Origin of the sequence: Methanocorpusculum vombati (genome assembly GCF_026891935.1) — an archaeon.
Taxonomy (GTDB): Archaea; Halobacteriota; Methanomicrobia; order Methanomicrobiales; family Methanocorpusculaceae; genus Methanocorpusculum; species Methanocorpusculum vombati.
The window spans coordinates 38670-59241 of sequence record NZ_JAPTGC010000007.1; the positions used below are offsets into that span (position 1 = coordinate 38670).

The window sequence follows — 20572 nt, forward strand, 5'->3', positions numbered from 1 at the left end:
CGATGGATGTTGTACGTATCTGTTCGGAACTGGTGAAGATCAAAAGCGAAAATCCTCCCGGCGATACAACAGAGGTTGCCCAGTATATTGCATCGCTTCTTGAGGGGCTTGGTATTCGTTCGGATATTACGGAAGGATCCCCCGGGCACTGCAATGTCATTTCCCGGGAGCAGAATCGTGCACTGATGCTTTCCGGCCACATGGATGTGGTTCCTGCAATGGAGGAGGGATGGGATATTCCTCCGTATGCCGGGGTTGTTGACGACACGTATGTACACGGCCGCGGAAGTACGGATATGAAAGGCGGCTGTGCGGTGATTCTTACCGCAGTTGAGCGGGCGATGGATGACTGCGGCGAGATTCCGGTGTCTCTTGCATTTGTCTGCGATGAGGAGGGCGGCGGCCGTTACGGTACGCGGTATCTGATTGAAAAACAGCTGATCCATCCCTGCGATGCGCTGATTGCAGAACCGACTCCTGCGTTTGCTCCGTCGGTCGGTCAGAAAGGGATATGCCGGTTTGAGGTGGAGTTTACCGGGACTCCGGGGCATTCGTCGCTGTTTCCGGTGGTGGGGGAAAGTGCGATTATGCAGGCGTTTTCCTTCCTTGCATGGGTTGACGTGCTGCACAACCGCGTGTATCCCCAGTCTCCTGCATTAGAGGAGCTTATTGAGCATTCCATTGCGATCAGCGATATGCAGGAAGAGCGTGAGGGTCATGAACTTTCTCCGATTTTCCGGCAGATCATGTACAATCCCGGTCTTATCTCCGGTGGTGAGCGGGTGAATATTGTTGCACAGAAATGCCGCCTGACAATGGATCTCCGGCTGCCGTGGGGCTGTGACTGTGATGATATCCTCCGAGAAATTTACGGTCAGCTGCCGTCGTCGGCAAAGGTTACGCCGCTCACAAAGGCGAATGCTTCTCTAACGGATCCTGAGTCGTTTCTGGTACAAAGTACTGCAAATGCGATAAGCAGTGTGTATCATGTTGCCTCAAAACCGATGGTGCAGTGGGCGGCGTCGGATGCACGGGCACTGCGCAAGGCAGGGTTCCGGGCAATTGAGTACGGACCGGGAGAGTTATGCGGTCTGCACGGGTTAAACGAGCGGGTACGCATAGATCAGCTGCGGTCGGTTGAGGAGATTTACTACCGGCTGATCAATACGTACCGGGAAAAGTACGGATTCTGATTCCAGAACCATATTGTTTTTGATTTTTCCGTTATGCAGATGAGAGGACGGACGGGTATGTTCTCCAAAAAAATTGTAATCATCTCGACTCTTATAACCCACGCCTGCAAATCATACTGGTATGAAACGTACAGGCATACTTATTCTTGCGCTCCTTTGTATTGGGGCAGTAATTCTCTCGGCCGGCTGCGTTAACACAGGCAGTCAGCCGAATCCTGCAGGAACAACATGGGTTCTTGCCGGGTTTAGTACCGGCAGTGATGCTGCATCGCTTCCCGCAACTACGATTTCGCTTACTTTCGGTGAGAGCGGCAGTGCGTCCGGAAACGGCGGTGTTAACGGCTACTCCGTATCCTATACCGCGGATCCGGGGGCGGGAACGCTCACCTTCGGACAGATTGCGGCAACCCTTATGGCAGGACCGACCCAGTTCATGGCTTATGAGGACAGATACTTTGCCTCTCTTGCCAACGTTACCGGTTACAAACTGACCGACGGTTCGCTTGTTCTGCTGGATAAGGACGGACACACGCTTCTCACCTTTACTCCCCCGCTCAAAAACACTGCATGGTCCCTTGTTTCCTATACAGCTCCGGCCGCATCTGCTGCAGCCCAGCCGCTTGCTCTCATCACGCTCAGTTTCGATGAAAACGGTACGATCTTTGGAACCGGCGGCATCAATCAGTTCACCGGAACCTGGAAACTTGACGGTACCAAACTGACCATTGCTGATATTGCCAGTACCAAAGCTGCAGGCGCACCCGTACTCATGGCACAGGAAGACGATTACTTTGCCCTGCTTCCGGGAGTAAGCGGATTTAACTTTGGCATGGGTACTCTCAGTCTGACTGATGGCAGCGGCAAACCCGTCCTTATCTTCAAAAACATGCTTGCAGACACAACCTGGGAACTGATCTCCGTGAACGGCATTGTTCCTCCCCAGGCATCAAAGACTGTTACTCTGCGGTTTGACACCACCGGAACTTTCACCGGTCAGGCCCCTGTCAATACCTACGGCGGGACCTGGAGAACGACGGGTGTTGACACCCTTACCGTCAGCAATGTCATCAGTACCTTAATGGCATCCGCCGATGACAGGGTTAGTGCCTATGAAACCCAGTACTATCGCATCCTCAACAATGCGAGCGATTACCACATCGCAGACGGTACTCTTACTCTCACGGATCACAACAGCAACACCATGCTCTTTGCGGTAAACGTGGCCGACCAGCTCAAGGGGACCTCCTGGACACTCGCCGGATACAGCAGTATCACGCTTGTCATCGGTGACGACGGTACCTTCAGCGGTCAGGCCCCCGTAAACGTCTATACTGCAAACGCCGTCTTTTCCCAAAACCAGGGTCTCTCTGTATCAGATATTTCTACCACCAAAATGACCGGACCTGCGGATAGGATCAAAAAAGAGACCTCTTATCTGACCAGTCTCGGTGAGGTTACCGGCTACAACCTTGTTGACGGCCAGCTTGTACTCACCGGACCGGGAGGTGCGGCACTCCTGACCTACGATCAGGCATAATCATTCCACTTTTTTTCGCGCGAAAATACTTCTGTATGCCGCAGGGTTTTTCCACAAATGACGAAAATCTATTCCGTTCCGCACCGTCGAACCTCATGCAGATTCTTTCTTTTGCACAATACGGCAATCTCTCAGAAAATCTCAAATGTGTGTTCTATTTTGAAAACGAAGCCCGTATAACTGAGAAAAAATTCGTAGCTTAAGCCAGCCTTATATCCTCCCGTGACCAAGTATGTAGTATGAAACACACAGGACTTGTGTTAATCGCCCTCATTCTTGTAGGCGGACTTGTCTTTGCGGCAGGCTGTATTGCAGCACCGCAGACCCAGTCCCTTGAGGGCAAGTGGATCCTTACTGGTATTGGATCCGGATCGAATGCAGAACACCCGAACGGCATCATCAGTATGGAGATTGTCGGAACCAACGTCAGCGGCAATGCCGGTGTCAACCTCTATCACGGTACCTTCTCCGTTGAGAACGGAAAATTAATCTTCAGCCCGATGGCAACCACCAGAATGGCAGGACCGGAACACATGATGGCGCAGGAACGGAACTTCCTTGCAGCACTCCTGAATGTCACCGGTTACACCGTTGCAAATGGTGTAGTAACCTTCACCGACGCTTCCGGCAACACTCTCCTGACGTTTGCCGCAATGCCCGCAGAGACCCTTGACGGAACTTCCTGGGCTCTTGCTGACAACAGCAAAGTTACCCTTGAGTTCACCAATGGTGCATTCAGCGGCAAAGCACCGATCAACAACTACTTCGGCAGCTGGTTTGTCACCGGAACCAACGGTATTACCTTTGGAAATGCAGGCACCACCCTCATGGCAGGACCTGAGGATCAGATGAAGGCAGAGACCGAGTTCTTTACAGCCCTGAACAATGTCACCGGTTACAAGATTGCTGACGGCAAGCTTCTCCTGACCGACAAGGACGGTAAGACCCTCCTGACCTTTAATGAGGCTGCCCTTCAGCAGGCAGGCTCTCTCATCTCCGGTAACTGGACGCTTTCCACCGATAAAGGTATCACCCTTGACATCACCGCAGACGGTGTGTTCAATGGTCAGGCTCCGGTTAACCTCTACTTCGGAACTGCCAGCATCACCGACGGCTCCATCAGCTTTGGTCCGGTCGGTGCAACCAAGATGGCAGGACCTGAGGATCAGATGAAGGCCGAGACCGAGTTCTTTGCAGCTCTGGACAATGTCACCGGTTACAAAGTCGGTGAAGGCATGCTTGAGTTCACCGACAAGGATGGCAAGACTCTGCTGACCTTTGTCCGCCCGGTCGATACCCAGACGCCTGCTGCAAAGGCCCTTCCGGGTGCTGAGAAGACTGGACTTGCCAACGAGTGGGTTCTTGAAGGCAACAGTGATGTTACCCTCAACCTTACCGCAGACGGTTCATTCAACGGTCAGGCTCCGGTCAACCTCTACTTCGGCAGCTACACTGAAACCGCAGACGGTCTTACCTTCAGCGCAGTCGGTTCCACCATGATGGCAGGACCCGAGGATGCAATGAACGCTGAGTCTAAGTTCTACGAAGCACTCGGAACCGTAGCCGGTTACAAAGTAGTCGACGGAAAACTCTTCCTCACCGACGCAGCCGGAAACACTGTGCTGACGTTTGCGTGAATATAATATCCACACCATACACACCCAAAAACACTCACACCAATTTTTTCTTTTTTTGTACGTCTTCGTGAAAAAAAGTCTTGGATGTCAGTTCTGCCGTTTCCGGATCAGAACAACAATGATGAGAGCGGCAATCCCAAACACCAGAATAGTATAGGGATCTATGGTAAACAGTTCCGTTGCCGGTAAATATCTGTTCAACAGAATGAATCCTGCGAGAGCTGCAAACAGTCCTCCGTATCCGAGAATCTGATTTCTCCGGAGATTCTTTTCCGGCAGTCCCCAGACGACCCGGGAAAGGAACCACAGAACAGCAGTCCCGGAGACCACACCAAACAGGATGGACGTAATAAATGCCGGTGTTATTGCAAGTCCTGTTCCGGGCATGGTGCCGTCGAGAAGTATCGTTCCGATCAGCAGCACATTTCCGGCATAGAGCAGGAGTTCAAGAATCTCAAGAAGTTTTCCGCCCGGTGTTTTTTTCCTGCCGTTTGCGATCAGTTCATCACAGAACTGCTTATAGTCCTCCCCGATCACATCCGCGAATGCTTCTCCCCGCTCCTGTGCTTCAAGTGCCATGCCGGTCAGATCCTTTCGGATGATCTCAACTTCCGTCTCTTTCAGACTGGAGGATACCAGATAGAAGTACATCCGTGTGATCAGATCACTGTTCTCTTTTGTCAGTTCCTTTTCCAGTTCATTGTTTTCTTTTCTGAGTTGTGATAATTCAGACATGTTATTCTCCTCTGTCAAGTATGCGTTCAACTGCCTGCGAAATATCCTGCCATGCCGCTGAAAATTCTTCAGCGGTCTTGCGGCCGCTGTCGGTCAGATGATAGTATTTCCTGCTCGGTCCAAGCGGCGAGATGCGATACTCAGAGGCGATCAGCTGCTTTTTTTCCAGCCGTACGAGAAGAGGATAAATTGTTCCTTCCCGAATGCCGGAAAATCCGTACTGAATCAGCTTCTCCATAATTTCGTATCCGTAGGTGGTTTCCCGGCCGATGATCAGAAGAATACATCCTTCCAGTGTTCCCTTCATCAGCTGTGATCGGTCAAACATTTCTACTCCGGCTACCTTGTATTGCATTCTACATTGCAATGCATAGTAGTGATCAGAATTGGATGTGCCGTCGTAAATAGATTTTGGTTACAGAGCAATCCGCCAGTATGTTTGGTCACCGTCACGGTTGCTGAGAGAAAAGCCGTTCTTCTCCAGAACTCTCCGGGATGCGGTGTTAGTCGTTTCTGTTCCGGCAGTTATTGTCCGGACGTTGGTTCTTCCTTTTGCCCAGCTGCATACTGCTGACAGTGCCTCGGTCATATATCCGCAGTTTTGGAACGGCGGATCTATTCCGTAACCGATCTCTGATTCTCCTGCGGCATCCGGTTCCTGCATGAAACAGAGTCCTCCGACAGCGACGGCATCTGCTCTGAGAATAATTATCCAGTAAGTGTACCAAAAATAGTTTTCAGGGTGAGATTTTGCTTCCCGGAAGAGACCGGACATCGCCTCGTGTGTATGAGTGTCGAGCGGGATTCCGGATGGCCGCAGTCCGAGCGATCGTTCCAGGCTTTTCTTATCCCGGAGGAGAAGATCAAACTGATCCGTCGTCAGCGGAAGAATTGTCAGCCTATCTGTGATGAGCACGGTAATGCCCTGCGATGAACTCACGGATCAGATGCGCTGCAACAACCGTCGTCTGGCCTGCGTCGTTTGGCAGCACCTCGACATAATCAAATCCGATCACATTTTTCTGTGAAAGTTTGCGGATCACCGAGCGGATGTCTGTTGGTGTCAGTCCGAACGGTTCCGGTGTTCCAAGACCCGGTGTCATGCAGCAGTCAATGGCATCTGCATCGATGGAGAGATACACTGTCTCATCACCGATCAGATCTCCTACTTCTTCAAGAATAGAGGCAATGCCGCGCTCCTGAACATCGTCTGCTGTATATAGATGATATTTTTCCCGTGCCGCTGCGAACTCTTCGCGGGTGCCGCTGCGCGGTCCGATCAGAATAATATTTTTTACCGTCTCCGAAACCCGTGCCGTTACACAGTCATGGTTGTAGGGTGAGCCCCGGAACTCTTCCTGCATATCCAGATGTGCATCGCAGACCACATACCACGCGGGCGCAAGTGTACGCACTGCACCAATCGTCACCGAGTGTTCACCGCCGATCACCACCGGAAACTTTCCGTCCTTCTGCAGATCCGAAACCGCGTCCGCCACCTGATCCGTTACAAGATCCGGCAGACAGTCGCAGTAGAGATCGCCCATGTCATGGAACAAAATCTCCGGCATCTCCAGATCATAATACGGCAAGTATGTTTCAAGATTGTAGGATACTGCACGGATCGCCTGGGGTGCATCACGTGCACCTGCCTTGAACGATGTTGTCCCGTCAAACGGAACGCCAAATATTACGTAGCAGGCATCTTCGTATGCTGACTCTGCATCTGCGAAAAGAGTGTTTGAAAAAGACTGCATGGGTATATTGTGCAGTCTCAGAGGTCAAGCTTGCGCTTGCCGAGGGATTCAATGTAGGGAACTTCCTGAGCAGGCTGGAAGGTTGCAACGATGTCGTCGTCAACAACAAGTTCGAAGTTGTTGAAGTCCTTCATATCCATAAAGGTCACAACGTTTCCGGCAATGGTCAGGATCTGTCCGGTCTTGCGTTCAACAATCGGTGCATAGACGGTTGCGGATGTCGGGGATACGACGGAACGTTTCTGACCGTCAAAGAGACCGACAACATCGAGTCTTGCTTTTGCTGCTCCGTGCTTTCCCGGCTTGGAGATTGCGATGCTCTGGATCTTACACGGTTCGTCGTCAACAACAACGTAACGGCCTTCCTTGAGCTTACCAACTTCTGTCTGTTCCTTCATGATAATGAACTCTGACTAATTATGTGAGGTAATCGCTTATGAGTGTTGCGACCGAAGCGCGGATGCACGACCGCTTTTGTTCCACCGCTGATTTCATGAGGCTGCCGCACTAATACAGATGTATCTTATGGCGACGCCGTTTCAGTTTCTTTCCGTGTGTGACGAGGTCGGAAAAATCATGGTGCAGGAACTTGCCCCTCTGATAGGCTCTGCCTACGGCGGCGAGGAGCTGTGCATCGGTGCGGACAATACACCAACAGAACGTATCGACCGCGTGGCAGAGGATCTGGTGCTGTCGGTGTTTCGCGAGAAGAAGGTCTGCCGTTCGCTTCTCTCTGAAGAAGCGGGGATGGTTGATATCGGCGGGGATGCAGGAATTGCGTATCTTGATCCGGTGGACGGCACGTTCAATGCGGTGTCGGGTATTCCTTTCTATGCTCTCTCCATCGCCCTCTCCGATGGTGATCAGGTGATTGCGGGATATGTGAAGAATCTTGCAAACGGTGAGACGTTTACCGCCATCCGCGGGGAAGGTGCATATCTGAACGGCAGTCCGATTCAGGTGTCAACGGAGACGATGCTGGATCATTCGGCAATGAGTGTGTATGCGAAGAAGTTTGATATGACACGGATGATGCAGCTCGGCCATAAAATCCGCCGCTGGCGTCTTCTGGGGGCATCAGCGCTTGAGCTCTGTTATGTTGCCTGCGGGCGGCTTGACGGGTTTGTGGATATGCGAAATACGCTGCGGGTTACGGATGCTGCTGCAGGTATTCTGATCTGCCGGGAGGCAGGGGGGCGTGTGACGCTTCCGGACGGCAGTGTGCTTGAGTTTCCGGATAATGTTGTCTCCGGCCGGTGTGTTGTTGCAACGAACCGTGTAATTCACCGCAAGGTGATTGAGTATCTGAGGTCATGATGAAGATCTGTATTGTGTCACGAGTGGATTTCCGGGACCCGATTGAGACGGCCCAGTCGCTTGGCTGGATGCTTGCGGATGCGGGGCATGAGGTGGTTTATGAGGATTCGGTTGCATCCGAACTCGGATATGCGGGAGTGTCGCTTGGGCATCCTTCCTTTTCCGCGGATCTGATTGTTGTGCTCGGCGGTGATGGAAGCGTGCTTCGTGCGGTGCGCATGCTTGCCCGCCAGATTCCGATCGTCGGGGTGAATCAGGGGCGTGTCGGGTTCCTGACGGATCTGGAGCGGGATCATGCGGGAGAGATTCTTGCGGGTCTTTCCCTGCCGCTTCCGGTTGAGCCGCGTATGCGCATTATGATTGAGCACGATGGCGTGCCGATCGGTTCCGCACTCAATGAGGCGGTGATTGTTACGTCGCGACCGGCGAAGATGCTGCAGTTTGAGACGTTCATCGACGGCAGAAAGTCCGCAGAGTTCCGTGCGGACGGTCTTATTGTGGGGACGCCTACCGGGTCAACGGCGTATGCGATGAGCGCCGGAGGGCCGATTGTGGATCCGCTGATCGAGGCGTTTGTGCTGGTGCCGCTTGCACCGTTTATGCTGTCGTCGCGGCCGCATCTGATCAGTTCCTCAAGCGAGATTGAGGTGCGGCTCGTCAGCAGTAAGCCGGCCCAGCTGGTGCTTGATGGTCAGATGCAGTATGATATCGGCGAGGAGGCATCGCTTGTGGTGCGGAAGTCTCCTGAATCTGCACTCTTCCTTGATGTGGGGAGAAGTTTCTTTGAGAAGGTTGAGCAGAAGCTCCGGCTTCTGTGATCTTTTTTTCGTCCCTGTTTTTTTTGGAAAAATCCGCTGTGAATTGCTTTCGTGTTTCTGTTCGTACGGAATTTTATATATTTGTATGTGGTTTATCTGGCTGTTGTTTCCCGCATTTCAATTCTGACTTCCGGTCAGAATTTCCGGGTTGGGATGGTGTTGTCCATAACTTCGTTTCTGGACAGATTACAAATCATCGTCGTTCAATCGAATATTTGCCCAAACGACTCGCACGGTCCTGCCGTGCGAGTCGTGGGTCTCAGGACTTTATGACCAATGCCTTGGGAAAGGAATGATTATATAACTGCGTCTCCTATGTTCCATCATGGATGGTATGAAATCAAATCCGGATTTTGCAGCGATTTCTGCTGTGCTCAAGGAAAACCTGGATCTTTGCGGCTCTCCGGTTGCGGTGAAGATCGTAACCGCACCGGAACAGATTCCGGATGGTGTTCCTGAGATCGAGGAAACAGTCCGTCACTGCCGCATGATTTCCCTTGCCCGTGAGGGGAAGGTTTTCTATGCAACCGATGCGAAACATCAGTGCGGCGGTGGGGCTTGGGCACTTGGTCTTCGTGCGAAGGGTGCGTCGCTGAAATCCGGCGAACACTATTATAAACTGGGAAAATACGAGTCTGTTTCTTCCAGCCGCCGGACCATGGAGAGTGTGCCGAATCTCCCGCAGGAGACGTATGCAACGCTGTATGCACCACTGGAGAAAGCTGAGTTTGCACCAAGTGTCGTGTTGCTCTTTGCAAAACCAAAAGCAATGCTCAAGCTTGCCCAGACGGTACTTTACCGGCTCGGCGGCAGAATTTATCCACAGTTTTCCGGTATTCAGTCGGTCTGTTCCGATGCGACCGCTTATGTTCTTCTGAACGGTAAACCGAACTTCTCGCTTGGCTGTGACGGTTCCCGCAAGTTTTCCGGTATTGCGGATGAGGAGATGGTGGTCGGGTTCCCTGTTGAGATGATTGAGGAGATCGCTCTGCATCTCTCCACCGTGGTGAATGCTGCGGGATCCAAAAAATAATTCTTTTTTATCGGGATGTATCACGGTCGTGTCTGCGGCCAGCCATGCGTTGCACTGATCTGATCTGTCTTAGAAAAATGCTTTGATGGTGACAGTATTTGACGTTTTGGCCGGTTTTGGTACTATCTGAACTGCTATTAGTTCTGGAAATAATATATGTATTGTAGCACAGACGGGTGTTCTGCCTGCAGTTGCTGCACCGATACCACCTCTAAGGAATGTACCAATGTCATCGAATACCTCCTCTCACAAAGAAAAAGAAATTGCCCATAAAGTTGAAGATACTCTTACAAATGCTGCAGATACTCTTTCCACTACCGTCAGGGGCGTGACCAAAGGTGTGAAACAGGCTGCAAATGAGATGAAATTGGATACGAAAAAGGAATAATTTCTTCTCACTGCCATATATCTCCTCTTTTTTCCTTTTTGGTAAATGGTGTTTTCCCGTGCCGGATATTTCCCGTGCGGTCTGGAAGGTATTGTCTGAATGGTTGGTCCAATACGACAAAAATAGAGGAATAATCAGACATCGCGCCGGATGGAGTACACTTCATACGCCATCATCAGCGCGAGAATCACTACGCCTGCAATGAAGAATAGTATGACTGCTTCATGGATCCACAGCGGCATGCCGGATACGACTGTTCCTGTCTCCGTCGGGGATACGAGTGTAGTTGCCAGGGGGTCTCCCAGTTCAACATTGACTGCCCCGGTCTTTGCCATTGCTGATACAACCTCCGGTCCGACTGGTGTTTGCTGGATGAATCCGAGCAGTGTTGACGGGATTGCAAGGCCCAGAGAACATACTACTGCGAGAGCGCCTGCGGCGACACCGTAGCGTTCCACAATACCGCGGATGTCCACTTTCTTTTTGGGTGCAATTACTACAACCTGATCCTTGACCGCATAAATTTTCATCTCACGGCCTTTTGCGCTCCAGCGCGTATCCGTAACCTCGATGAGGGCCGCCGACAGCATATTTTCCAGATGGTATTTTACGGTTGTCAGGGGAAGTCCGCTCCGCTCGGCTAATGCGGTTGCACTCATTGGGCAGTCAGAAAGGATGTTGAACAGGTCAGCTGAGGTCGGGGAAGACATTGCCTTTGCAATTTTCTGTGCCTCAAAGGATCCCTGTTCAACAACCACAACATTATCGTCTGTCACCGTTATCACGACCTGTGGAGAGCGACCCCTTTCGGGGGGCTGAAGCAACGCCCTTGGCGTGCCGAGTCTTATGAGAGAACATTGGACGCGGAATTATATAACCTTCTGGTAGACTTCGAAGATTGTTGCAGTTATGCTGCTTGTAAAAAAAAGAAAAGTTACCGGGTGGTAACGAGCGGCCCGTCTTCGGTTACTATCATGGTATGTTCAAACTGTGCAACGAAGCTTTCCGGTACATCCGCAAGACAGTGGTACACATACAGGTTTCCCTGTCGGAGCAGTGTCGGCAGTGCGAGGTCGGCCTTTGGTATGTTCAGCCATCGGCGGGAGAATGGGAGGCCGTTCATTTCTTCTGCTTTTTTCATAATTTTGCGGGCGGTCGGGGAGCGTACCGGGGTGTTGCCCACAGCCTGGTAGATCTCTGCACGCGGTGATTCGTGCACCATTCCCGAGCCGGTGGTTGCGAATGGTTCGATTGCGATCACATCGTCCTTTCGGAGAACACCGGATCCGAAGAGTCCGGTGTTCGGGATGGAGAGGCCGTGGTGCAGATCGTAGCGCGCAACTGCGTGGCCGGTGAGGTTTATGATCGGTTTGAATCCGTAGGAGGTGATCGCTTTTTCAACCGCTGCGCCGATCTCGCTTACTACAACTTCGGGTTTCACGATCTGAATTGCTGCTTCGAGTGCTTCCTTTGACGCTTCACAGAGTTTGTCGTGGTCGCCGAGGTTTACGGTAACTGCGGTGTCGGCAATGTATCCGTCAATGTGTGTTCCGATATCGAGTTTGATCAGATCGCCTTCGGTGAAGGTGCGTTCGTCCCCGGGTGACGGTGAGTCATGCGCCGCTACGTCATTGAAGGATATATTGGGGGGAAATGACAGCATTGCGCCTTTTGTTTCTATCTGGTCAACCACCATGTCAAAGATATCACCCATCAGAACTCCGGGCTTAATCTCTGCTGCACAACTGTGCAGCACCTCCTTTGCAATTCTGCCTGCTTCCAGGTAATTGTCAAGCTCGGTATCGTTCATATTATACTATTAATTGCTCCTCAAAGTTAGTAAACCTGTCAAATCCGTTCTCGGTGATGACGCCCATGTCTTCCAGACGTACGCCGCCGATTCCCGGATAGTACAGACCAGGTTCAATGGTTACGACGTTTCCCGGTTCAAGGATGCCGCCGGACGGTGAGAGCGAGGGTCCTTCGTGGATCTCAAGACCGACCCCGTGTCCGAGACTGTGAATGAATCCTGAGGCACCTGCGGTTTCATATCCTTTTTCGATGAAGAATGCGGCGACTGCGTTGTGGACTTCGGCTCCGGTAATTCCGGGGCCGAGCATGTCTGCGGCAAGTTCTTTTGCGGCGTGTACGGTTTCGTACATCTGCATGATTTCTTTTGCGGGGGCGCCTTTTGCGATGGTTCTGGTCATGTCGGCGAAGTAGCCGGTTTTCAGATTACGGGGGAAGACGTCCATTACAATGGGCTGGTTTGCGTGCAGTTGTCCGGTGCCGAGGCAGTGCGGCATTGCTGTGTCGGGACCGCAGGAGATGATGGTGTCGCGCTCTTCACATGCAGAGGGGCGCAGTACGGATGCAATGACCTCGCGCACTTTTTCGGAGGTTACGGGTTCGTCTTCATAGATCAGGCCGCCGTGTTCGTCGATTCCGGATTTTCTGATAAGTTCCACTGCTGCGCGGGTTGCTGCTTCGTTCTGCTGCTGAACCTCGCGCATGAGGAGGATCTCGTCAGGAGTTTTCACGCGCCGCATGGCTGCGACGGTTGTGCGGTCAACGGTGATGTCTGCAACCTGCATGAGTGTCTGTGCGAATCCGACCGGCATTGAGGCTGGTACCAGGAGTTTTGTTCCGGCAAGGTTTCGGATCATCTGTGCTGCTGCACGTTCGGGGTCTTTGAGTTCCTGCAGGAGGTCCGGGAGTCCCGCCGCGCTCCTTGTTATCACGTTGCATGATGTTTCTTTTCGCGCACGTAGTTCTTCCATGGATGAGACGACAATTGTCCCTCTTCCGTTTTTCGGATATATGTAAATATACGGGTCGGATGCAAGAAAGCCTGCTAAATATCGCATATCTGCATTTGCCGATGAGTCGTAGGCAACGTATGCATCAGAGTTTTTTTCTGCCAGGGCATCCGTGAGAGTTCTCATAGTGATCAAGAGATGTGTGTTTCGGAGAGATGTAGTTTTTATTGCTGTGACACCGATGTACATACTAATGGATGAAAAAGAGCAGATGATATTCAAGGGCAAATTTACCCTCTGTGTTGTCCTCCTGAATGTCATCATCTTCTCCGCCGCTGTTGCCGTCTGCGTGTGGGCGATTGTTGACGATGGTTACTGGTTTAAGCTGCCGGTGGTTGTCGCGGCTGGTATTGTCTGTGCAGCGGCAGTTCTGCTCTTTGTTCCCCGGTATAAGGCAACCAAAGCGTGGCTGAATGTTCACGGAACCACTAAGGAAGAACGTATTGCACAGGCGAAGAAAGAAGAGGAGGAGTATCGTGCCAGAATTCGTGCAGAGCTTGAGGAAGAGCTGCGCGATGAACAGGAACAGAAGGGGGGGATGTAACTTATGCTGAGCAAAATCAAAGGAGAAGTGGAGCTGCTTGAACGCCATCTGTCGGTTATGCGTGTCGTTGCACGGAACGGTCCTATTGGTATTATGAAACTCACGGAAGAACTTGGCCAGCCGCAGCACCGCATCCGTTATTCTCTCCGGGTCTTAGAGCAGATGCAGTACATTAAGGCGACACCTGCCGGTGCGATTGCGACGCCGAAGGCCTACAATATGCTGGAACATTTTGATGAGGATTTGGAGGATCTGATTCTGCACCTGGCTGCTCTGCATCAGGATAAAACCATTTCCAAATCATAATCTTTAATACGGTGTGTAGCACATCTATTTAGGCAAGACACGTGCGAAATCCTTTCGCAACGGGTTTGATTGCCGCCATAACTCAGTTGGTAGAGTGGCTGGCTGTTAACCAGCATGTCACAGGTTCGAGTCCTGTTGGCGGCGCTTCTTTTGTTTTTCGTTTCTGATTCCTGTAGTCGGTGTTGATTCGTCTGTGATCGGGCGTCGTCCATAGAGTCCTGAGATCCACTGAAAAAAAACATCACGGAATAGTTCGTGAACATCACAGAATCCTGAATTAATCTGTTTCCGTGATGTTTTTGCTTCCGTGGGATGATCGGGAATAAAGACGAGACATTCGGCGAACGGACACCTTTAAGTAGATGTATGCCAAATATGATATGTTCTTCTGCAAGGGAACAAATTTCTCTCGGGATGCAGATTTATCTGCCATCCCATTTTCCGTAATTATTCTCATAGCATTGGGCCTGTAGCTTAGTGGTGGAGCGCCCGGCTCATAACCGGGTGGTCGTGGGTTCGAACCCCTCCGGGCCCATTTTTGTTCGGGTAGGTGTTGTCTGACTGTTCCGCATCCTACATCATTTTAACCAGTGAAGGACTCATTATATATGGGACTAGTCCGGGTGGCTTGGCGTCACCTGTAACCTGAAACAGCCAATACGCAGGGGACGAAGTTTGAGGACGGCTGTGGCAGTCTGACTGACGCGGCATATTCTGACGTTGATACCTCGTCCTGTGAGGTCAGCGGCGGGGGAGGACATATCCGGAGGGATATGTTTCCCTCTTGTCGTGGGCACCGGTTCAGGCCCGGAAGGGAGCAGACTTACTGTGAACGCATGGCGCCCACAGGGTTGCGGGGCGGAGAAGGGGTATGTCAGAGAGGCCGGATGTGCGCTTTCAACCGAAAACGTGTCCCATCTTGATTTTATGAGGGTTTTCTCATGGCAAAAGTGACGATCATCGGTGCGACCGGTCAGGTTGGTTCGTATGCAGCGCATGCTGTTTCGCAGTTTCCCCATGTTCAGGAGATGTGTCTGTATGGGCGGCCGGGCAATGAACAGTTTCTTGATGGTCTTGCACATGATATGATGGACTCGTTTGCTGCACGGGGAACGAATACGCGGGTTACGTTCGGGACGAATCCGAAAGAACTGCGCGGGTCGGATATTGTTGTTCTGACGTCCGGTGTTCCGCGCCGGTCTGATCAGACGAGGCTGGATCTTGCGTTGCAGAATGCAAAGATTGTCCGGCATTATGCGGAGCAGGTGGGGCGGATGGCTCCGGATTCCATACTTCTGGTGGTGACTAATCCAGTTGATATTATGACAACGGTTGCCCTGAAGTACTCGGGGATGATGCCGCACCGGGTGTTTGGTCTTGGAACTCATCTGGATTCGATGCGTCTGAAGGCGTGCCTTGCGGAGTTTTTCAATGTGCATGTGAGTGAGGTGCACACGCGTATTATCGGTGAGCACGGGGATACGATGGTGCCGATGTGGTCGGCAACGACGATTGGCGGTATTCAGATCGATAATATGATCGGTATTGCGAAGCTGCCGCGCGAGGAGATGATTGAGCGGGTGAAGAACAGCGGTTCGTATATCATTAAGGCGAAGGGTGCGACGGTGTTTGGTCCGGGCGATGCGATTGCGACGCTTATCCGGACGATTGTCGAGGATGAGAACCGTATGCTGACGGTGTCAACGCAGATTCGCCGTGAGATTTTCGGTCACGAGGGTGTCTGTATCAGTGTTCCGGCACGGATTACGCGTGGCGGGGTGTTTCCGATCGGGGTTCGTCTGTCGATTACGGAGACGGCGATGTTCGGGGAGTCGGTGAAACTCATTAAGGATATGACGGAAAAGGTCTGTGCTGCGCTGGATGCGGAGTCACAAGAGTCTGAGTAATTTTCTCTTTTCTTTGGTATTTTGTACCGGTATGGCTGCCGATAGTTCCCGGTACGCGATGATGGGGTTGTGGTATTCAGCCGGTGTTCTTTCTGCTTTTTTGTAAACTTAGTTAATTTAATCTGTTAATCACAATCGGCTTACTATTAAATATGATTCAGTCAAATATGATCTGGATTAGTATGAAGCTGACCAAAACCTGGATTTTTGCAGCACTCCTTGTGTGTGTAGTGCTCACCGTGGGTATGGCGGGCTGTATCGGAACTGATACGCCGGCAACCCCGACTCCGACCGCAACTCCGACTGCAACCGCAACGCAGACCGCTGTCGCCACTCCTACTCCGACTGCGTCTGAGATTTCCGGTGAGATCAATGTCTTTGCTGCTGCGTCCCTTACCGGTGTTCTGGGAGAGATGGGCAAGCAGTTTGAGGCAGAGAACAAAAACATCAAAGTCAACTTCAACTTCGCCGGAAGCCAGACGTTAAAGACCCAGATTCTTGAGGGCGCCGATGTTGATATGTACATTTCTGCAAACAATAAGCAGTTCACGCCGGTTGTTGATGCGGGTCTGATCTCCGAGAAGAAGATTCTGTTAAAGAACAAGCTTGCAATTGCGGTGCCCAAGGCAAACACCAAACAGATCACGGATCTTGCCGGTATGGCAGAGAAGGGTGTTGTTCTTGTTATCGGAAACAAGGATGTTCCGTTCGGCCAGTACACCCGCGATATCATCAACAAGTATCAGAACGACAGTCATCCGGGATATGTTGATGCATTTATGGCAAATGTGAAGTCCGAGGTTGATGCTGTTGATAAGATCAAGCCGCTCCTTGTCCTTGATGAGGCGGATGCGTCCCTTGTCTATAAGTCCGATATCTCCAAGTCCGATAAGGAGGACATTACGTTACTTGAGATTCCGGATCAGTACAATGTTATTGCCGACTATCCGTATGGTATCATCGATGCAACCAAGAACAAGGCGGCAGTTGAGGCATGGGAAGCGTACATGACCGGACCTGCAGGTACTGCACTTCTGACCGAGTACGGGTTTGATCCCGTGGCAGCGACAGCATAATCCTTTGCTGCCGCGTAAACAATAGGTATCTATGAGTTCAACCGACACGCGAAAACACTCTGCTGCCCGCATTGGTACGATGGTGGTGGCGGGGGGACTCATCCTCCTGTTTCTTATTTTTATCACCATTCCGCTTGTTTCACTTTTTACGCGGGTGAGTCCTGAGGATTTTGTTACTGCTCTTTCCAGTCCGCTTGCGCTGGATGCTCTCTGGCTCAGTGCGGTGACGGCGACGTTTAGTACTGTGGTGGTGGTGGTTCTTGGGACGCCGCTTGCGTATGTGAATGCCCGGTTTTCGTACCGGGGACGGAACATTGTTGATACGCTGACGGATCTGCCGATTGTGCTGCCGCCGACGGTTGCGGGTCTTGCGCTTCTGATGGCGTTTGGCAGGAATGGTCTGCTGGGTCAGTATCTGAATATTTTTGATGTCCAGATTGCGTTTACGACGATTGCGGTTGTTATCGCCCAGATTTTTGTTGCGTCGCCGTTTTATATCCGTCAGGCGCGTTCCAGTTTTGAGGCGGTCGATCTGAATTTTGAGGCGGCGTCACGGACGCTTGGTGCGACGCCGCTGCAGACGTTTGTGAGGGTGACGCTGCCGCTTGCCGCAGGTTCGCTGCTTTCGGGTGTTATTATGACGTTTGCCCGGGCGCTCGGTGAGTTTGGTGCGACGCTGATGTTTGCCGGAAATTTCCAGGGTAAGACCCAGACGATGCCGCTTGCTATCTACGGGGAGTTGCAGAGTGATATGGCTGTGTCGATTGCGCTTGCGATTGTTCTGGTGGTCTTTTCGTTTGGGATTATTCTGGTTGTGAAGTATATTGGTAAGAGGGAGAGTGTGTATGCTTAACGGGACGTTTGCGATGCCGCTGCGGGACTTTGGTCTTGATGTTGCGGATTTTGTGGTTCAGGACGGGGAGACGCTTGCGCTTATCGGTGAGAATGGAGCGGGTAAGTCTACGGTTCTCCGGATTCTTTCGGGTCTGCTGCGGCCTGAGTCCGGCAGGATTGTTCTGAATGATCGTGTTCTGTTTGATGCGGGGCAGCGGGTTTTTCTTGCGCCGGAGGATCGGCAGATCGGGTATATGTTTCAGAATTATGCGCTTTTTCCGCATATGACGGCACGGGAGAATGTTGCGTATGGTCTGAGGGTTCGCCGTATGCCGCAGGGTGCTGTTGATGCCCGGGTGGATGAGTTGTGCGAGCGGATGGGTATTGCGGAGATTGCGGATGAGCTGGTGACGCGGATGTCGGGCGGGCAGCGGCAGAGGACTGCGCTTGCCCGTGCCCTTGCGCCGTCTCCGGAGCTTCTGCTGCTGGATGAGCCGCTTTCTGCGCTTGATGTGCGGACGCAGGAGCAGATGCGCCGCGAGCTGGCGTCGGTGATCCGGTCGGAGCGGATTCCCTGTGTTCTTGTTACGCATTCGATTGTGGATGCGCTTGCGGTGGCGGATCGGATTGCGGTGATCGAGCGGGGCAGGATTGTTGCGTGCGGTGCGCCGGAGGAGGTTATTCATAATCCGGCGAATGGTTTTGTTTCGTCGTTTTCGGAGAATCTGAATCTGTTCCGCGGGGAGGTTGTGGTGAGCCGCAGCGGGGTGGTTTGTGTGGATGTTGCGGGAGTTAAGATCCGGGCGACGACGACGTTGTCCGGGACGGTGAGTGTGGGGATCCGGCCCGAGGAGCTGATTCTTTCCCGCGGGAAGTTTGAGTCGAGTGCGATCAATTCGTTCCAGGGTACTATTACGCGGGTGGAGGATACGGGTCTGTATCAGTATGTGTATGTGGATATCGGGATTACGCTTGCTGCGGCGGTGACGCGGCAGAGTATGGAGCGTCTGCATTTTGCAGTTGGTGATGCGGTGACGGTGACGTTTAAGGCGACTGCGGTTCAGGTGTTTGTGTAGTTTTTATGTCTCTTCATCTTTTTTTGACGGGGGATGTTCAGGTGGGGAAGAGTACGATTGTTTCCGGTGTGGTTGCGGAGCTTGGTGTTCGGGTGTCGGGGTTCCGGACGGTGGCGATTGTGGGGGAGGGCGGGGAGTCGGATATTTTTCTGATTCCTGCTGCGGGTACGCGGGAGGATTGTACGCCTGCGGCGCATCTTGCCCATCGTGTGCCGGGGCGGATGCCCGAGGTGCATGAGGAGGTGTTTGTTTCCTGCGGTGTGCCGCTGCTTGCGGGTTGTTCGGGTCCGCTGGTTGTTATGGATGAGCTTGGGTGGATGGAGTCGTCGTGTTTTTTGTTTCAGGAGGCGGTGTTTTCTGTTCTTGACGGGACGGTTCCGGTTCTTGGTGTTGTCCGGGACCGGCGGCTGCCGTTTCTGGATGCGGTGCGGGGACATCCGCATGTGGAGGTGCTTGTGGTGACGCGGGAGAATCGTGATGAGCTGCGGGAGGTTGTTCTCCGGCGGATGCGGGAGCGGTGTTAAGCTGCGGGTGAGCGGACGGGATACGATCGCGGAATGGTACGATATCTTTTTGTGGCATCACAAGTGCCCGTTTCGTGGTGCGGGTATCGGGCAATGCTTGTGTGAACTGAGAATTTCCCCGTGCAAATCTGCATTCACGTTGTTTGCAAAAGGAAAGCCGGTTTTCATTGTTCCGTAAGTAAAGATCGTATCTGCTGATGCAGAACGGGTATTTCGGTTGCCGCAATCTCCCACACCAGCCGGTAATTTATTGAAGCATAAGCATGAATGAGTCTGTCCCGCAATCCTGCCATTTTTTTCCAGGGGATCTCCGGATGCTGCATGCGGTACTCCTCAGGAATCTGTTTCGCTGCTTCTCCAATGATCTCAAACGATCGTACAATCCCATTCTGATAGAGGGGTGTATGGAGATATTCTTCATATGATATGGTGGAGACTGCCTGCATCAGAATTTCTGCCTGCTCACAGATATCTCCGAGGTAGATAGTGATGTCTTTCATGCTGCATCTCCGGCAGTACAGTAGATTGCATCTTTCAGAATATATGGACGCATCCGGGGATGAATCCAGTCAGAAAAGATCAGGTCAACCTTTCTGCCGAACAGTGCTTCGAGATCCTCGGCAAGTCCCAGATACGCATCGTATGTCTCCCGTTGTGGGGTAAAGGAGACAAGCATATCAATATCAGAGTCGGGCGTATCCTCTCCACGACTGACGGATCCAAAGATACCAATATCGGCAATGCCGTAGGTTTCCCGCAGCCGGGGCAGTTCCTGCTCCAGTGTCCGAAGAACTCTGTCTCTGATGCTGACATATGCAGTCGTGGTTTTTTCCCTCCTCTGTTGTTCTATGGAATAGTAAGGCAGTTTCAGCATATGAGAGTTTGGGTGATACCGGCATTGTACCTGTTTCCTGAACCTGCCGAGATTCTCGAAATATTGTTCGGCAGAAAAGTTGTGATGCCGCGAAAGGATTTCGTAGATATTTTTCCGGAAACTGTTGTCTGGTGAATGGGCACGATGAGAAAAGTCGCCACAGATTTTCACAGATGGGCCTTCGGTGCAGCACAAAA

Annotated in this window: 24 protein-coding genes, 2 tRNA genes, 1 other RNA gene and 1 pseudogene; 18 read left to right on the forward strand and 10 right to left on the reverse strand. The window is 52.0% G+C overall.

All coding sequences use genetic code 11. The features are described 5' to 3' along the window. The first annotated feature begins 2 nt into the window (after positions 1–2). The 3 genes from O0S09_RS06115 (at position 3) to O0S09_RS06125 (ending at position 4367) form a co-directional block, all read left to right on the forward strand. Positions 3–1193, forward strand: coding sequence for a M20/M25/M40 family metallo-hydrolase (locus O0S09_RS06115; RefSeq protein WP_268923085.1), 1191 nt, complete (start codon positions 3–5; stop codon positions 1191–1193). Between the two features lie 121 nt (positions 1194–1314). Beyond that, positions 1315–2730, forward strand: coding sequence for an META domain-containing protein (locus O0S09_RS06120; protein ID WP_268923086.1), 1416 nt, complete (start codon positions 1315–1317; stop codon positions 2728–2730). A 239-nt stretch (positions 2731–2969) separates the two neighbouring features. Next, positions 2970–4367, forward strand: a complete 1398-nt coding sequence (locus O0S09_RS06125; protein WP_268923087.1) for an META domain-containing protein — start codon at positions 2970–2972, stop codon at positions 4365–4367. Between the two features lie 87 nt (positions 4368–4454). On the opposite strand, the gene O0S09_RS06130 is transcribed toward O0S09_RS06125, so the two are convergent. The 5 genes from O0S09_RS06130 to O0S09_RS06150 all read right to left on the reverse strand — a co-directional run bounded on the left by O0S09_RS06130 (position 4455) and on the right by O0S09_RS06150 (position 7257). Then, positions 4455–5102 carry a DUF1129 domain-containing protein gene (locus O0S09_RS06130; RefSeq protein ID WP_268923088.1) on the reverse strand — a complete coding sequence of 216 codons (648 nt, stop codon included), beginning with the start codon at positions 5100–5102 and terminating at the stop codon, positions 4455–4457. A 1-nt stretch (position 5103) separates the two neighbouring features. After that, a complete protein-coding gene (locus O0S09_RS06135) occupies positions 5104–5430 on the reverse strand; it encodes a PadR family transcriptional regulator (protein WP_268923089.1) in 327 nt (108 codons plus the stop codon). 87 nt (positions 5431–5517) lie between these two features. Continuing rightward, complete coding sequence (locus O0S09_RS06140; protein ID WP_268923090.1) at positions 5518–6018, reverse strand: GNAT family N-acetyltransferase; 501 nt, start codon at positions 6016–6018, stop codon at positions 5518–5520. After that, entirely contained in the window at positions 6002–6859 is an 858-nt protein-coding gene (speB, locus tag O0S09_RS06145) for an agmatinase (protein ID WP_268923091.1), read from the reverse strand. Before speB ends, O0S09_RS06140 begins: the two co-directional genes overlap by 17 nt. Positions 6860–6876: 17 nt before the next feature. Next, complete coding sequence (locus tag O0S09_RS06150; RefSeq protein WP_268923092.1) at positions 6877–7257, reverse strand: translation initiation factor IF-5A; 381 nt, start codon at positions 7255–7257, stop codon at positions 6877–6879. A gap of 118 nt (positions 7258–7375) precedes the next feature. Between O0S09_RS06150 and O0S09_RS06155 the strand changes: the two genes are divergently transcribed. From O0S09_RS06155 to O0S09_RS06170, 4 genes are all read left to right on the forward strand, one after another. Then, positions 7376–8176, forward strand: coding sequence for a bifunctional fructose-bisphosphatase/inositol-phosphate phosphatase (locus O0S09_RS06155; RefSeq protein ID WP_268923093.1), 801 nt, complete (start codon positions 7376–7378; stop codon positions 8174–8176). After that, positions 8176–8994: an NAD(+)/NADH kinase gene (locus O0S09_RS06160; RefSeq protein ID WP_268923202.1), complete on the forward strand. Its 819-nt coding sequence runs from the start codon at positions 8176–8178 to the stop codon at positions 8992–8994. The genes O0S09_RS06155 and O0S09_RS06160 overlap by 1 nt, the downstream gene beginning before the upstream one ends. A 334-nt stretch (positions 8995–9328) precedes the next feature. Continuing rightward, complete coding sequence (locus tag O0S09_RS06165; protein ID WP_338148505.1) at positions 9329–10027, forward strand: DUF169 domain-containing protein; 699 nt, start codon at positions 9329–9331, stop codon at positions 10025–10027. Between the two features lie 226 nt (positions 10028–10253). Next, a complete protein-coding gene (locus O0S09_RS06170) occupies positions 10254–10415 on the forward strand; it encodes a hypothetical protein (protein WP_268923095.1) in 162 nt (53 codons plus the stop codon). 134 nt (positions 10416–10549) lie between these two features. Here the strand turns inward: O0S09_RS06170 and O0S09_RS06175 are convergent, their stop codons facing one another. The 3 genes from O0S09_RS06175 to O0S09_RS06185 all read right to left on the reverse strand — a co-directional run bounded on the left by O0S09_RS06175 (position 10550) and on the right by O0S09_RS06185 (position 13360). After that, positions 10550–11191, reverse strand: coding sequence for an ArsR/SmtB family transcription factor (locus O0S09_RS06175; protein WP_268923096.1), 642 nt, complete (start codon positions 11189–11191; stop codon positions 10550–10552). 158 nt (positions 11192–11349) lie between these two features. Beyond that, positions 11350–12225, reverse strand: a complete 876-nt coding sequence (map, locus tag O0S09_RS06180; protein ID WP_268923097.1) for a type II methionyl aminopeptidase — start codon at positions 12223–12225, stop codon at positions 11350–11352. Position 12226: 1 nt separating this feature from the next. After that, on the reverse strand, positions 12227–13360 hold the full coding sequence (locus O0S09_RS06185; protein WP_277612915.1) for a M24 family metallopeptidase: 1134 nt from the start codon (positions 13358–13360) through the stop codon (positions 12227–12229). A gap of 67 nt (positions 13361–13427) precedes the next feature. Between O0S09_RS06185 and O0S09_RS06190 the strand changes: the two genes are divergently transcribed. The 11 genes and pseudogenes from O0S09_RS06190 (at position 13428) to O0S09_RS06235 (ending at position 19501) form a co-directional block, all read left to right on the forward strand. Continuing rightward, positions 13428–13778: a hypothetical protein gene (locus O0S09_RS06190; RefSeq protein ID WP_268923099.1), complete on the forward strand. Its 351-nt coding sequence runs from the start codon at positions 13428–13430 to the stop codon at positions 13776–13778. 3 nt (positions 13779–13781) lie between these two features. Beyond that, positions 13782–14084 (forward strand): hypothetical protein, encoded by a 303-nt coding sequence (locus O0S09_RS06195; RefSeq protein WP_268923100.1) that lies wholly within the window; start codon positions 13782–13784, stop codon positions 14082–14084. A gap of 71 nt (positions 14085–14155) precedes the next feature. Then, positions 14156–14228, forward strand: a tRNA-Asn gene (locus tag O0S09_RS06200). A 319-nt stretch (positions 14229–14547) separates the two neighbouring features. Then, positions 14548–14619: transfer RNA gene (locus O0S09_RS06205), tRNA-Ile, on the forward strand. 72 nt (positions 14620–14691) lie between these two features. Next, positions 14692–15003, forward strand: an RNA gene (ffs, locus tag O0S09_RS06210) — signal recognition particle sRNA. 22 nt (positions 15004–15025) lie between these two features. Continuing rightward, positions 15026–15991, forward strand: a complete 966-nt coding sequence (locus O0S09_RS06215; protein ID WP_268923101.1) for a malate dehydrogenase — start codon at positions 15026–15028, stop codon at positions 15989–15991. Positions 15992–16143: 152 nt separating this feature from the next. Continuing rightward, positions 16144–17067, forward strand: a complete 924-nt coding sequence (modA, locus tag O0S09_RS06220) for a molybdate ABC transporter substrate-binding protein (RefSeq protein WP_268923102.1) — start codon at positions 16144–16146, stop codon at positions 17065–17067. A gap of 31 nt (positions 17068–17098) precedes the next feature. After that, positions 17099–17920, forward strand: coding sequence for an ABC transporter permease (locus O0S09_RS06225; protein WP_268923103.1), 822 nt, complete (start codon positions 17099–17101; stop codon positions 17918–17920). Positions 17921–17933: 13 nt separating this feature from the next. Next, a pseudogene (locus tag O0S09_RS10035) lies at positions 17934–18423 on the forward strand (ATP-binding cassette domain-containing protein); the annotation flags it as partial. An 8-nt stretch (positions 18424–18431) separates the two neighbouring features. Continuing rightward, the gene (locus O0S09_RS10040; RefSeq protein ID WP_425438240.1) at positions 18432–18977 is read left to right on the forward strand and encodes a TOBE domain-containing protein; all 546 of its coding nucleotides are present in this window, start codon (positions 18432–18434) and stop codon (positions 18975–18977) included. A gap of 5 nt (positions 18978–18982) precedes the next feature. Beyond that, positions 18983–19501 (forward strand): nucleoside-triphosphatase, encoded by a 519-nt coding sequence (locus tag O0S09_RS06235; protein ID WP_268923105.1) that lies wholly within the window; start codon positions 18983–18985, stop codon positions 19499–19501. 164 nt (positions 19502–19665) lie between these two features. On the opposite strand, the gene O0S09_RS06240 is transcribed toward O0S09_RS06235, so the two are convergent. Beyond that, a complete protein-coding gene (locus O0S09_RS06240) occupies positions 19666–20001 on the reverse strand; it encodes a HepT-like ribonuclease domain-containing protein (RefSeq protein ID WP_268923106.1) in 336 nt (111 codons plus the stop codon). Beyond that, positions 19998–20375 (reverse strand): nucleotidyltransferase family protein, encoded by a 378-nt coding sequence (locus tag O0S09_RS06245; protein ID WP_268923107.1) that lies wholly within the window; start codon positions 20373–20375, stop codon positions 19998–20000. Before O0S09_RS06245 ends, O0S09_RS06240 begins: the two co-directional genes overlap by 4 nt. Positions 20376–20572: the final 197 nt, after the last annotated feature.